Annotated in this window: 11 protein-coding genes; 2 read left to right on the forward strand and 9 right to left on the reverse strand. The window is 70.7% G+C overall.

Annotated features, from left to right (window positions below; translation table 11 throughout):
* Window positions 1-96: 96 nt before the first annotated feature.
* Together ACT2CW_RS26315 and leuA are read right to left on the reverse strand one after the other, a co-directional pair.
* Complete coding sequence (locus tag ACT2CW_RS26315; protein WP_044575485.1) at window positions 97-807, reverse strand: TerB family tellurite resistance protein; 711 nt, start codon at window positions 805-807, stop codon at window positions 97-99.
* 237 nt (window positions 808-1,044) lie between these two features.
* Window positions 1,045-2,829: a 2-isopropylmalate synthase gene (gene leuA, locus ACT2CW_RS26320; RefSeq protein ID WP_182470384.1), complete on the reverse strand. Its 1,785-nt coding sequence runs from the start codon at window positions 2,827-2,829 to the stop codon at window positions 1,045-1,047.
* A 298-nt stretch (window positions 2,830-3,127) separates the two neighbouring features.
* On the opposite strand from leuA, the gene ACT2CW_RS26325 reads away from it, so the two are divergent.
* Window positions 3,128-4,243 carry a M4 family metallopeptidase gene (locus tag ACT2CW_RS26325; RefSeq protein WP_445518487.1) on the forward strand — a complete coding sequence of 372 codons (1,116 nt, stop codon included), beginning with the start codon at window positions 3,128-3,130 and terminating at the stop codon, window positions 4,241-4,243.
* 27 nt (window positions 4,244-4,270) lie between these two features.
* Complete coding sequence (locus ACT2CW_RS26330) at window positions 4,271-4,537, forward strand: protealysin inhibitor emfourin (protein WP_164429493.1); 267 nt, start codon at window positions 4,271-4,273, stop codon at window positions 4,535-4,537.
* Between the two features lie 63 nt (window positions 4,538-4,600).
* On the opposite strand, the gene ACT2CW_RS26335 is transcribed toward ACT2CW_RS26330, so the two are convergent.
* From ACT2CW_RS26335 to ACT2CW_RS26365, 7 genes are all read right to left on the reverse strand, one after another.
* Window positions 4,601-5,614, reverse strand: a complete 1,014-nt coding sequence (locus ACT2CW_RS26335) for a GTPase Era (RefSeq protein WP_445518488.1) — start codon at window positions 5,612-5,614, stop codon at window positions 4,601-4,603.
* A gap of 83 nt (window positions 5,615-5,697) precedes the next feature.
* Entirely contained in the window at window positions 5,698-6,048 is a 351-nt protein-coding gene (locus tag ACT2CW_RS26340; protein WP_445518489.1) for a cytidine deaminase, read from the reverse strand.
* Window positions 6,049-6,201: 153 nt separating this feature from the next.
* Window positions 6,202-9,183 (reverse strand): beta strand repeat-containing protein, encoded by a 2,982-nt coding sequence (locus ACT2CW_RS26345; RefSeq protein ID WP_445518490.1) that lies wholly within the window; start codon window positions 9,181-9,183, stop codon window positions 6,202-6,204.
* Window positions 9,184-9,376: 193 nt separating this feature from the next.
* Window positions 9,377-9,529 (reverse strand): hypothetical protein, encoded by a 153-nt coding sequence (locus tag ACT2CW_RS26350; protein ID WP_445518491.1) that lies wholly within the window; start codon window positions 9,527-9,529, stop codon window positions 9,377-9,379.
* A gap of 157 nt (window positions 9,530-9,686) precedes the next feature.
* On the reverse strand, window positions 9,687-10,997 hold the full coding sequence (locus ACT2CW_RS26355; protein ID WP_164429504.1) for a hemolysin family protein: 1,311 nt from the start codon (window positions 10,995-10,997) through the stop codon (window positions 9,687-9,689).
* The gene (ybeY, locus tag ACT2CW_RS26360; RefSeq protein WP_020871394.1) at window positions 10,994-11,491 is read right to left on the reverse strand and encodes an rRNA maturation RNase YbeY; all 498 of its coding nucleotides are present in this window, start codon (window positions 11,489-11,491) and stop codon (window positions 10,994-10,996) included. The genes ACT2CW_RS26355 and ybeY overlap by 4 nt, the downstream gene beginning before the upstream one ends.
* Window positions 11,492-11,503: 12 nt before the next feature.
* Entirely contained in the window at window positions 11,504-12,508 is a 1,005-nt protein-coding gene (locus ACT2CW_RS26365) for a PhoH family protein (protein ID WP_164429506.1), read from the reverse strand.
* Between the last annotated feature and the right edge of the window lie 119 nt (window positions 12,509-12,627).

Genomic DNA, 12,627 nt, shown 5'->3' on the forward strand with positions numbered 1-12,627 from the left:
CTCGCGCCGACGACGGAAATGGCGACTACTACGCCGGGGGCGGGACGGGGGTGATTACTCCCTGGGGAGTACGGAGAGCGGACCGGAACCCTCCGCTCAGAACGCCGCCCTTGTGGCGGCGAGCAGGCGGGCCGTGTCGTCCGGACAGATCATCAGGGCCCGGCCGACCGTCTCCAGGACCGCGCGCTCGGCCGGGCGGTACGGGCCGTCGGCCACGGCGATCCGGGCGCCCTGGAGGAGGATGGCCTCCCGGCCGGTGGGGGCCAGATGCGGGGCCAGCGGCTCCAGGGCCTCGTGCAGCTCGATGGCCAGCGCCGTGCCGCACGGGTCCAGGCCGTCGCGCTCACCGCACGCGCCCGGCAGCCGCCCGGTGTCGGCGGCGAGGGCCTCGATGAGCGCGAGCAGCTGCTCCTCGCTACAGTCGGCGAACCCGGCGGCGCGCACCGCGCCGACCGCGACCTGCCGCACCGCCGTCGCCTCGGTGCCGCCCGCGGCGAGGACCGCGAGGGCCACGGTGTGCACCGCGTCGCGCAGCATCGCGGAGAAGCGGGTCGTGGTGGGGTGGTCGAGCACCTCCGTGCCGTAGCGGCTGCCGCAGGCCGCGCATTCCACGATGGGCGCGACCGGTCCGCGCGGCAGCACCGGCAGCCCGAGCACCACGATGCGGCGACGGCCGGTACGGCGGCGGTAATTGCGGTCACCTCCGCATTCGGGGCAGAAGAACTCACCATCGCCGACGGTCCGCCACAGAGTGCGTACGCCTACCACACACAGGTCCCGGTCACGGCGGGCTCGCCGGTGCACCACGTCACACCTCCATAACGCTTCGGCCACGTTGCCGCGTTGACGTGATGCTAGCCACATCCATGATGTGACGTCAGTACCCCGAACGGAGACAACAGGCCAAACCCGAGGCCCCGCCCACCTCGCGGGGTGAACGGGGCCCATGTGGGTGACCAGGTCAACGGGGTGATGAAGTCATCCGATCAGACCGGTGAAAGATCACCTACGCATCTGAAAGGAATCCGAAGGATTCCGAAAGGATCACCGGCGCGCCCGGTTCACCGCGGAGACGACGGCCTTCAGGGAGGCGCGCACGATGTTGGCGTCGATGCCGACACCCCACAGCACCTGCCCGCCGATCGCGCACTCGATGTACGCGGCGGCCTGGGACGCGGCGCCCTCGCTCAGGGTGTGCTCGGAGTAGTCCAGCAGCCGTACGTCCACGTCGATCGCGCCCAGGGCGTCGAAGAAGGCCGCCAGCGGGCCGTTGCCGGTGCCGGTCAGCACCGTCTCGGCGCCGTCCACGACCGCCTCGACGGTGAGCGCGTCGGTGCCCTCGGTGGTGGTCGAGGTCTGCGCGCTGCGCAGCGAGATCCGGCCCCACTGGTTGTCGTCGGTCGGCAGGTACTCGTCCTGGAAGGCCGCCCAGATCTGGCCCGGGGTGACCTCGCCGCCCTCGGCGTCGGTCTTGGCCTGAATCGTCTTGGAGAACTCGATCTGCATCCTGCGCGGCAGGTCCAGGTTGTGGTCGTTCTTCAGGACATAGGCGATGCCGCCCTTGCCGGACTGCGAGTTGACGCGGATGACCGCCTCGTAGGAGCGGCCGACGTCCTTGGGGTCGATGGGCAGGTACGGGACGGCCCACTCGATCTCGTCCACCGTCTTGCCCTGCTCGGCCGCGCTCGCCTCCAGCGCCTCGAACCCCTTCTTGATGGCGTCCTGGTGGGAGCCGGAGAAGGCGGTGTAGACCAGATCGCCCGCGTAGGGGTGGCGCGGGTGGATCTCCATCTGGTTGCAGTACTCGGCGGTGCGGCGGATCTCGTCGATCTGCGAGAAGTCGATCTGCGGGTCGACGCCCTGGGAGAACAGGTTCATGCCCAGCGTCACCAGGTCCACATTGCCGGTCCGCTCGCCCTGGCCGAACAGGCAGCCCTCGATGCGGTCCGCCCCGGCCATGATCGCCAGCTCGGCGGCGGCGACGGCGGTGCCGCGGTCGTTGTGCGGATGCACCGACAGGCAGATGTGCTCGCGCCGGGACAGATGGCGTGACATCCACTCGAAGCGGTCCGCGTGGGTGGACGGGGTCGAGCGCTCGACGGTGGCCGGCAGATTCAGGATGATCTCGCGGCCCTCCTCGGGCTGCCAGACGTCCATGACGCCCTCGCAGACCTCCAGCGCGAAGTCCAGCTCGGTGTCGGTGAAGATCTCCGGGCTGTACTGGTAGCCGAAGACCGTGTCATCGCCGAGGATCTTGTCGGCGTACTCCACCACCAACCGGGTGCCGTCCACCGCGATCTGCTTGACCTGCTCCCGGGTGCCACGGAAGACGACGCGCCGGAAGGTGGGGGCGGTGGCGTTGTACAGGTGCAGGGTGGCCTTGTGCGCCCCGCGCAGCGACTCGACGGTGCGCTCGATCAGCTCCTCGCGCGCCTGGGTGAGGACGGAGATCGTCACGTCCTCCGGGATCGCGCCCTCCTCGATGATCGACCGTACGAAGTCGAAGTCGGTCTGGCCGGAGGAGGGGAAGCCGACCTCGATCTCCTTGTAGCCCATGCGCACCAGCAGGTCGAACATCTCGCGCTTGCGGGCCGGGGACATCGGGTCGATCAGCGCCTGGTTGCCGTCCCGCAGATCGGTGGACAGCCAGCGGGGGGCGACGGTGATGCGGTTGTCCGGCCAGGTGCGGTCCGGGATGTCGACGGCCTCGTACGGGCCGTACTTGTGGATCGGCATCCCCGAGGGGCGCTGGGTGACGGTCGCGGCGGTGATCGGCGTACGACGGCCGACGGGGCTCTGGGCGCTCGCGGAATGATCAGACGTGCTCATGATGCGTAGGGCTCCTCGTATGTCCGCTGGGCGGCCGACGGGGCGAAAACACCGCAACACCGAACTCCGCGGGGAGGGGGTCGGCCTACGACTACAGGCCCTCGCCGCGGCAGCTAAGAAGAAGCAGCCCGAAACGCATGATGGAGAGCAGCCTAACCGAGACGCGCGGGCGGAGCGGACCCGTATCACTATGCGGACCGAAGCATGTGCTTCGGAGGAATACACATCTTCCACTCGATTTCAGCAATCATGACCGCAAGGCGTGACACGGGCGTCACGCGATGCGACATTGCCAGCCATGGACGCCATTGCCAATGCCCGCCGGACCCGCACTGCCCGCGGTCACCGCCACACCGCCTTCTGCACGATCGTGCCGCCGCACGTCCTGGACAAGCTGTCCCATGCCGAGGACGCGTCGCTGGCCGAACCCGCCCGCCGCACGCTCGAGCACGACGCCCTCCAGCGCACCCGCCGCCGGATCACCACCGTGCGCGGCGTCCCCGCCGCGCGGGCCGCCGCGCCCTCCGAAAAGCCCCGGCGCACCATCTACGACGCCCAGCACAGGACCTCACTGCCGGGCAGGAAGGTGCGCGGCGAGGGCGACCAGGCGGGCGGGGACGACTCGGTGAACCGCGCGTACGACGGGCTGGGCGCGACCTTCGAGCTCTTCTTCAAGGCGTACGGCCGGCGCTCGATCGACGACTCCGGGCTGCCGCTGAACGCGAGCGTCCACTACAGCGAGGGCTACAACAACGCCTTCTGGGACGGCGAGCAGATGGTCTTCGGCGACGGGGACGGGGAGGTCTTCCTGGACTTCACCCTCCCGGTCGACGTGATGGCCCACGAGCTCACCCACGGCGTCACGCAGTACACCGCCAACCTCGAGTACTTCGGCCAGTCCGGGGCGCTCAACGAGTCGATGTCCGACGTCTTCGGCTCCCTGGTCAAGCAGCATGTGCTCGGCCACGGCGCCGAGGAGGCCGACTGGCTGATCGGCGCGGGGCTGCTGACGGACCGGGTCACCGGGGTGGCCCTGCGCTCGATGAAGGCCCCGGGCACGGCGTACGACGACGATGTGCTGGGCAAGGACCCGCAGCCGGGCACGATGGACGACTACGTCCACACCGCACGTGACAACGGCGGCGTCCACATCAACTCCGGCATCCCCAACCACGCCTTCTACCTGGCCGCCACCGCCCTGGGCGGCAACGCCTGGGAGCGCGCCGGGCAGATCTGGTACGACGTGCTGACCGGCGGCGATCTGGCCTCCGACGCGGAGTTCGCCGACTTCGCCCAGCTCACGGTGGCCGCGGCGCACGCCCGGTACGGCGAGGGCGAGGAGCAGGCGGCGGTGCGGGAGGCATGGGCCGGGGTGGGCATCACCGATCTGCGGGCCCACGTGGGCGCGCGCTAGGGCGCGCCATCGGGTAGTGATGGAGCCATGCGCATCTCCGTCACCCGCACCGGCGGATTCGCCGGAATCGAGCGCCGGGCCGAGCTGGACACCGCCGGCCGGCCCGACGCCACCCATCTGGACGCCCTGGCCCACCAGGCCGTCGAGACCGGCCACACCACGGCGCCCCGCGGCGTCCCGGACGGCTTCCAGTACGAGATCACCATCGACGGCCGCACCGTCCACGCCGCGGATCCCCAGCTGAGCGACGCTCAGCGGGAACTGATCCGCGCGGTGCTGAAGGAGGGCGCGTAGGGGCCCGCGCGGGCGGGGCCTACGCGGATGGGGCCTACGCGGGCAGGGCCCTACGCGCCGGGGTCAGAACCCCAGCTTCCGCAGCTGCTTCGGGTCGCGCTGCCAGTCCTTGGCGACCTTCACATGCAGGTCCAGGAAGACCGGCGTCCCCAGCAGCGCCTCGATGTGCTTGCGGGACTTGGTGCCCACGTCCTTCAGGCGGCGGCCCTTGGGGCCGATGATGATGCCCTTCTGGCTGGGCCGCTCGATGTAGAGGTTGGCGTGGATGTCCAGGAGCGGCCGGTCCGCGGGGCGGTCCTCGCGGGGCAGCATCTCCTCCACCACCACCGCGATGGAGTGCGGCAGTTCGTCCCGTACCCCCTCCAGCGCGGCCTCCCGGATCAGCTCGGCCACCATGACCTGCTCTGGCTCATCCGTGAGGTCGCCCTCGGCGTACAGCGTCGGGCCCTCGGGCAGCAGCGGGACCAGCAGATCCGCCAGCAGATCCACCTGGCCAGCCCCTCTCCCACCACCACCCTCAGCCGAGGGACTGCGTCCCGCCCCCATTTTTTCCGCACCCACCGCCGACACCGGGACGATCTCGGCCCACTCGATGCCCAGCTCCTTGCCGAGCCGGTCGATGGCGATCAGTTGCTGGGCCAGCTGCTGGGGCTCGACCAGGTCGGTCTTGGTGACGATCGCGACCTTGGGGGTCTTCTTGATCCCCGCGAGCTCGGTGGCGATGTAGCGGTCGCCGGGGCCCAGCTTCTGGTCGGCGGGCAGGCAGAAGCCGATGACGTCGACCTCGGCCCAGGTGGTGCGCACCACATCGTTGAGCCGCTCGCCGAGCAGGGTGCGCGGCTTATGCAGACCGGGGGTGTCCACGAGCACCAGCTGGGCGTCGGGGCGGTGCACGATGCCGCGGACGGTGTGACGGGTGGTCTGCGGGCGGTTCGAGGTGATCGCGACCTTCGTCCCCACCAGCGCGTTGGTCAGGGTCGACTTGCCCGCGTTGGGGCGGCCGACGAAGCAGGCGAAGCCCGAGCGGTGCGGGGTCTCCCGCTGCTCGGTCGGGGACGGGGAGGTACCGGCAGTCATGGCCCCCATTCTCCCCGATGCCCCGACCCGCTCGGACCAGCCTTCCCGGCCTCGTACGGCCGCCGGGGGCGGGTGGGCCGGGGTCAGGCGTCCAACGTGGCCCGCAGGGTGCCGTCGGGGCCCGCCAGCAGCACCGGGGTCCCGGCCCCGCCGAGGTCCCGGACGGCCGCGCGGTCCTCCTCCGAGGTGCTCTCCGCGTCGGTCACCACGGCCGCGGCCTCCAGGGACGTGGCACCGCTCGCCACGGCCATGGCGACGGCGGTCTGGAGGGCGCTCAGCTTCAGCGAGTCGAGGGCCACGGTCCCGGCCGCATACGTACGCCCCGTCTCGTCACGGACGGCGGCGCCCTCCGGCACGGAGTTGCGGGCCCGCACGGAGCGGGCCAGCGTGATGATCTTGCGGTCTTCGGGGTCCAACTGCGCTGCTTCGCTCATGCGGATGAGCATATGCGGGGCGTTGACCGGCGGTGACGCCGGTGGGCACACGGCGGCCCGCGCCGGGCCGCGGTACGGCGGCCCGGCGCGGGCGATGCGCGGTTGTGTGCGCGTTTCGCGGTTGTGCTCAGCTCCCTACGGGGGGTCGGCTCCTTACGGGAGGATCGGCGACGGCTGGAAGGTCAGCGAGGCCGAACCCGACGACGGGCTCAGGCCCGGAGCCCCCGCGAAGGAGGCGGTGTACGTCGAGGCGGTGAGCACGGTCGGTGAGACGGTGACATTGCTGAGCGTCGCCGTACCGCTGGCGTTGGTGACCGCGCTGCCCAGCGCGATCGGGCCCAGGACGGAGTTGGCGACGAAGGTGAGGGTCTGGCCGGGGATCGGGTTGTTCGACGCGTCCCTCAGCGTCGCGCTCAGGGTCGGGATGATCAGCGTGCCGTTGATCCGCAGCCGGATGGTGGCCGGGGTGGCGGTCACGGTGGTCCCGGTCGGCGCCACGACCACGTTCTGGGTGATGGTCGGCGAGGTGGAACCGGCGAAGCAGGTGTCGCCGCCGTAGGTGGCGGTGACCGTGTGCGCGCCGGTGGTGAGGGTGTTGGTGCTGACGGTGGCCTGTCCCGCGCCGTTGAGCGTGCCGATGAGGGTGGGCCCGCCGCTGATCACGAAGGTGACGTTCCCGGTCGGGATGCCCGTCGCCGGCGGCACCGCGGTCACGGTGGCGGTGAAGGTCACGTTCTGGCCGGGGGCGGACGGGTTCGGCGAGGAGGTGAGCGTGGTCGTGGTGCTCGCCTGGCCGACGGTGACGGAGCCGGACGCCGAGGAGCCCGCCACACCCGTGTTGCCCCCGTACGAGGCCGTCACGCCGTGGGTGCCCACCGGGATGGCGCTGGTCGTCACGCACGCCTGACCGCTGGCGTTCAGCGTCCCGGTCAGGGTCGGACCACCCGCGATCGTGAACGTCACCGTCCCGGTCGGGGTGCAGGTGCCGGGCGACGTCGTGGTCACCTGCGCGCACAGGGTCACCGGCTGGCCGCACACCGGGGAGGCGGGCGTGATGGTCAGCGCGGTCGTGGACGCGGCCTGGCCGACGGTGATGGATCCGGAGGCCGAGGAGCCCGCCACGCCCGTGTTGCCCGCGTACGCGGCCGTCACCGCGTGCGTGCCCACCGGAATGGCGCTGGTCGTCACACAGGCCTGACCGGTCGCGTCGAGCGTTCCGGTCAGGGTCGGACCGCCCGCGATCGTGAACGTCACCGTTCCGGTCGGGGTGCAGGTGCTGGGCGCCGAGACCGTCACCTGGGCGCACAGGGTCACCGGCTGGCCGCACACCGGAGAGGTGGGCAGGAAGCTCAGCGTCGTGGTGGAGACGCCCTGGTTGACCGTGACGGACCCGGAGGCGGACGAACCGGCGACGCCGGTGTCACCGGAGTAGGTGGCCGTCACCGCGTGGGTGCCGACCGGAATGGCGCTGGTCGTCACACACGCCTGACCACTGCCGTTCAGCGTCCCGGTCAAGGTCGGACCGCCCGCGATCGTGAACGTCACCGTCCCGGTCGGCGCGCAGGTGCCGGGCGGTGTCGTGGTCACCTGCGCGCACAGGGTCACCGACTCTCCGCACGACGACGAGGGGGGTGTGATGGTCAGCGTGGTCGTCGAGGACGCCTGATTCACCGTCAGGGGGAGCGTCGTCGCCGAGCCCAGGACGTCCCCGTCGCCCGGGTAGGTGATGGTCACGCTGTGGGTGCCGACCGGAATGGCACTGGTCGTCACGCACGCCTGACCGGCCGCGTCCAGCGTGCCCGTCAGGGTCGGGCCACCGGAGACGGCGAACGTCACGTTCCCGGTGGGGATACATGTGCTCGGCGGCGCGACGCTCACGTCCGCGCAGATGGTCACCGGCTCACCGCAGACGGACGGGCTGGGCGAGATGCTCGCCGAGATACCCGAGACGCCCTGGCCCACGGTGACCGACGCCGTGCCGGTGGAGCCCGCGATGTCCGTGCTGCCACCGTACGTGGCGGTCACGGTGTACGACCCTGCGGTCAGCGCGCTGGTGGTCACGCACGCCTGGCCGCTCGCGTTCAGCGTGCCCGTCAGGGTCGGACCACCGGTGATCACGAAGGTCACCGTGCCCGTGGGCGTACAGGTGCTCGGGGGCGACACTGTCACCTGGGCGCAGATGGTGATCGCCTCACCGCAGACCGGCGAAGCGGGGGACACCGAGACCGTCGTCGTCGAGGCTCCCTGACCGACCGTGACCGAGCCGGTGTCGGTCGAGGCCGCGACATCTCCGTTTCCGGCGTAGGTGGCCGTCACGGCATGGGTACCCACCGGGATGGCGCTGGTCGTCACGCACGCCTGGCCGGTCGCGTCAAGCGTCCCGGTGAGGGTCGGACCGCCCGCGATCGTGAACGTCACCGTCCCGGTCGGCGCGCACGTGCCGGGCGGTGTCGTGGTCACCTGCGCGCACAGGGTCACCGCCTCACCGCAGACCGGCGAGGCGGGGGAGATCGTGAGGGTCGTGGTGGAGGACGCCGGGTTGATGGTCAGCGGCGTCAAGGGCGAGTTGGACGGGGCGAAGTTGGTGTCGCCGTTGTAGAACGCGGCGACCTGGTGCGTGCCCACGCTCAGGGCGGGAACGGTGACGGAGGCGTTCCCGGACCCGTCGAGGGCCCCGGTCACCGTGGGCCCGTCCGCGCTGATGATGAAGGTGACCGTACCGGTGGGGGTGCCGCTGCCCGGGGGCACCGCCGCCACACTGGCGGTCAGGGTCACGGTCTCGCCGCAGACGGGCGCGGGTGGGACGAAGGTGACGGTGGTGGTGGTCGCGGCCTGGTTGACCTGCTGGATGGTCGTGCCGGACGAATTGTCCAGAGGATCACTGGAGTTGACGAAGTTCGCCGTGACCAGATGGGAGCCGACGCCGAGGCTGGAGTCGGTCACGCTGGCCGTGCCGGAGTCGACCCCGGTCTGGGTGAGCGCCACGGGGCCGATGGTCGGACCACCGGCGATGACGAAGGTCACATCGCCCCATGGAGGGGTTCCGGCGGTGATGCCGGTGACGGTGGCGGTGTAGGTGACGGATTGACCGAAGACGGAAGGATTCGGCGTGGAGGTCACCGTGGTGGTGGACATGGAAGCGGCCGCCCTTTCCTGAGCTCAGGGGGATGAGCCGCCCGGCTCCGCGCGGAACCTGCCGCGCGGAGCCATGGCCTCTGTGCGGGGGTGCCCATACGGCCGACCTGTCTACGTCAAAGCAGACAGGCCGACTGTCCCCCGACAGAGGTATGGGCGACCCACCAGTCGGTATCTGCAAGTAAGCGGGCGCCTACGCCAGATGGGCCAGGGAGCGGACGGCTATTCCACCCGGATGGCGCAGCGCGGCCCGCGCGTTGCCGATGCGCTGGCGCGACGGCCCGCTGTCGTACGGGCGGGCGCCGCGCCCCGGCGCGTACGGCGGGAGCGCGGCAGGCGGGAGCACGGCAGGCGGGAGGCGGGAGCGCGGGAGGCGGGAGCGCGCGGCAGGCGGGAGGCGGGAGCGCGGGAGGCGGGAGCGCGCGGCAGGCGGGCCGGGCCGGAGCACAGCGCGGCCCCGCCCACGGGGTGTGGACGGGGCCGCATCACGGCGTGCGCGCGGGTTACTCCGGCTCGGCCGCGGCGGTTTCGCGAATCGGCTCGACCAGCACCGTGACGATGCGGTTGCGGCGGCCCGCCGGGGACTCGGCGGTCAGCCGCAGCGCCTTGAGCGCGGGGTCCACCCCGCCCTCGGGGACGTCGACCTCGGCCTTGGCGCCCGCGATCGGCACCCGGCCCAGCGCCTTGGCGAGCAGCCCGCCCACCGTCTCGACGTCCTCGTCCTCCAGCTCCGTGCCGTACAGCTCCCCCAGGTCGCCCAGGGCGAGCCGGGCGGTCACCCGGTGGGTGCCGTCGCCGAGGTCCTCGACGGGCGGCAGCTCGCGGTCGTACTCATCGGTGATCTCGCCGACGATCTCCTCCAGGATGTCCTCGATGGTGACGATCCCCGCCGTGCCGCCGTACTCGTCGATCACCACGGCCACGTGGTTGCGCTCCTGCTGCATCTCGCGCAGCAGATCGCCCGCGTTCTTGGTGTCCGGGACGAAGGCGGCGGGCCGCATCGCGGTGGAGACCAGCTCGGCCTCGGCCTCGCGGTTGATATGCGTCTTGCGGACCAGGTCCTTGAGGTAGACGATCCCGACGATGTCGTCCTCGTTCTCCCCGGTGACCGGGATCCGGGAGAAGCCGGAGCGCAGCGCGAGGGTGAGGGCCTGCCGGATGGTCTTGAAGCGCTCGATGACCACGAGGTCGGTGCGCGGCACCATCACCTCGCGCACCAGGGTGTCGCCGAGCTCGAAGACGGAGTGGACCATGCGCCGCTCCTCGTCCTCGATCAGCGACTCCTGCTCGGCGAGGTCCACCAGGGCGCGCAGCTCGGCCTCGGAGGCGAACGGGCCCTTGCGGAAGCCCTTGCCGGGCGTCAGCGCGTTACCGAGGAGGATCAGCAGCGGCGGGATGGGGCCCATGACCCGGGCCAGCGGGATCAGCACATAGGCGGCGACGGTCGCGGTGTTGAGCGGATGCTGGGCGCCGATGGTGCGCGGGGAGACGCCGACGGCCACATACGACACCAGGACCATCACGCCGATCGCGACGGTCAGCGCCTTCCAGGTCTCGGGGAACTCGCGCAGGCTCGCGAAGGTGACGACCGCGCCCGCCGCGACCTCGCAGGCGACCCGGACCAGCAGGGCCACGTTGAGATAGCGGGTGGGGTCCTCGGCGACGAGCATCAGCTTGGCGCTGCCCCGGCGCCCGGAGCGCACGGCCTCCGCGGCGCGGAACCGGGTGGTGCGGGCGAGACCGGCCTCCGCGCACGCCGCCAGCCAGGCCACCACGACCAGCAGGACGGCCGCGGTGACGAGCTGCGCGCTCATCGGACGGTGGGGGCCGGGGAGGGGCCGGTGACGCCCTGCTCCGCGCGCCAGCCGTCGACGATGGCGGCCTGGAGGCCGAACATCTCGGCGCGCTCGTCCGCCTCCTCGTGGTCATAGCCGAGGAGGTGGAGGACGCCGTGGACGGTGAGCAGCTGGAGCTCCTCGTCCATGGAGTGCCCGGTCGGCGCCTCCTCCCCCTGCTTCTTGGCCACTTCGGGGCAGAGCACGATGTCCCCGAGGAGGCCCTGCGGGGGCTCCTCGTCGTCCTTGGCCGGCGGGCGCAGCTCGTCCATCGGGAAGGACATGACATCGGTCGGACCCGGCAGATCCATCCACTGGATGTGCAACTGCTCCATGGCGTCGGCGTCGACGACGATCACCGAGAGCTCGGAGAGCGGGTGGATACGCATCCGGGCGAGCGCGTAGCGGGCGATGTCCAGCACCGCCCGCTCGTCGATATCGGTACCGGATTCGTTGTTGACGTCGATCGCCATGGGGGTTCGCGGTTACTTTCCGTTGCGACTGTCGTACTGGTCGTATGCGTCGACGATCCGGCCGACCAGCTTGTGACGGACCACGTCGGTGCTGGTGAGCATGGAGAAGTGAACATCGTCGACGCCGTCCAGGATTTCCCGCACCTGGCGCAGACCGCTCTTGGTCCCGCCGGGGAGGTCGATCTGGGTGATGTCGCCGGTGATCACTATCTTGGAGTCGAAGCCGAGCCGGGTGAGGAACATCTTCATCTGCTCGGGGTTCGTGTTCTGGGCCTCGTCGAGGATGATGAACGCGTCATTGAGCGTACGGCCACGCATGTACGCCAGCGGCGCGACCTCGATCGTGCCCGCGGCCATCAGGCGCGGGATGGAGTCGGGGTCGAGCATGTCGTGCAGCGCGTCGTAGAGCGGCCGCAGATACGGGTCGATCTTCTCGTAGAGGGTGCCGGGCAGGAAGCCGAGCCGCTCCCCCGCCTCGACCGCGGGCCGGGTGAGGATGATCCGGTTGACCTGCTTAGATTGCAGCGCCTGGACCGCCTTGGCCATGGCGAGATAGGTCTTGCCGGTGCCCGCGGGGCCGATGCCGAAGACGACCGTGTGCTTGTCGATGGCGTCGACATAGCGCTTCTGGTTGAGCGTCTTGGGGCGGATGGTGCGGCCGCGGTTGGAGAGGATGTTCTGGGTGAGCACCTCGGCGGGCGTCTCCTGCACCTCGCTCCCGCCGTTCTCAGCCGCGCGCAGCATGGAGATCGAGCGCTCCACCGCATCCTCCGTCATCGGTTGACCGGTGCGGAGCACCAGCATCATCTCATCGAACAGACGCTGGACCAGGGCTACTTCCGTCGGATCCCCGGTGGCGCTGACTTCGTTGCCCCGTACATGAATATCGGTCGCCGGGAACGCGTTCTCGATCACACGGAGCAGCGCGTCACCGGATCCCAGGACCATGACCATGGGGTGCTTGCTCGGGACCGTGAACTGCGCATGCGCCTGCGGTGCTGTGGTTGGTTGCGTCATGGGCCGGCTCTCTGGCCTGCTTCTACCTCCCGCTACAGGGTTCTCGCCGCTCGACAACCTTGGGTTCCAGGGTACGACGGAGCACCGACAACACCCGAGCGCTTTTACTCCTATCCGCT

The sequence above is a fragment of the Streptomyces sp. NEAU-174 genome (genome assembly GCF_052665095.1).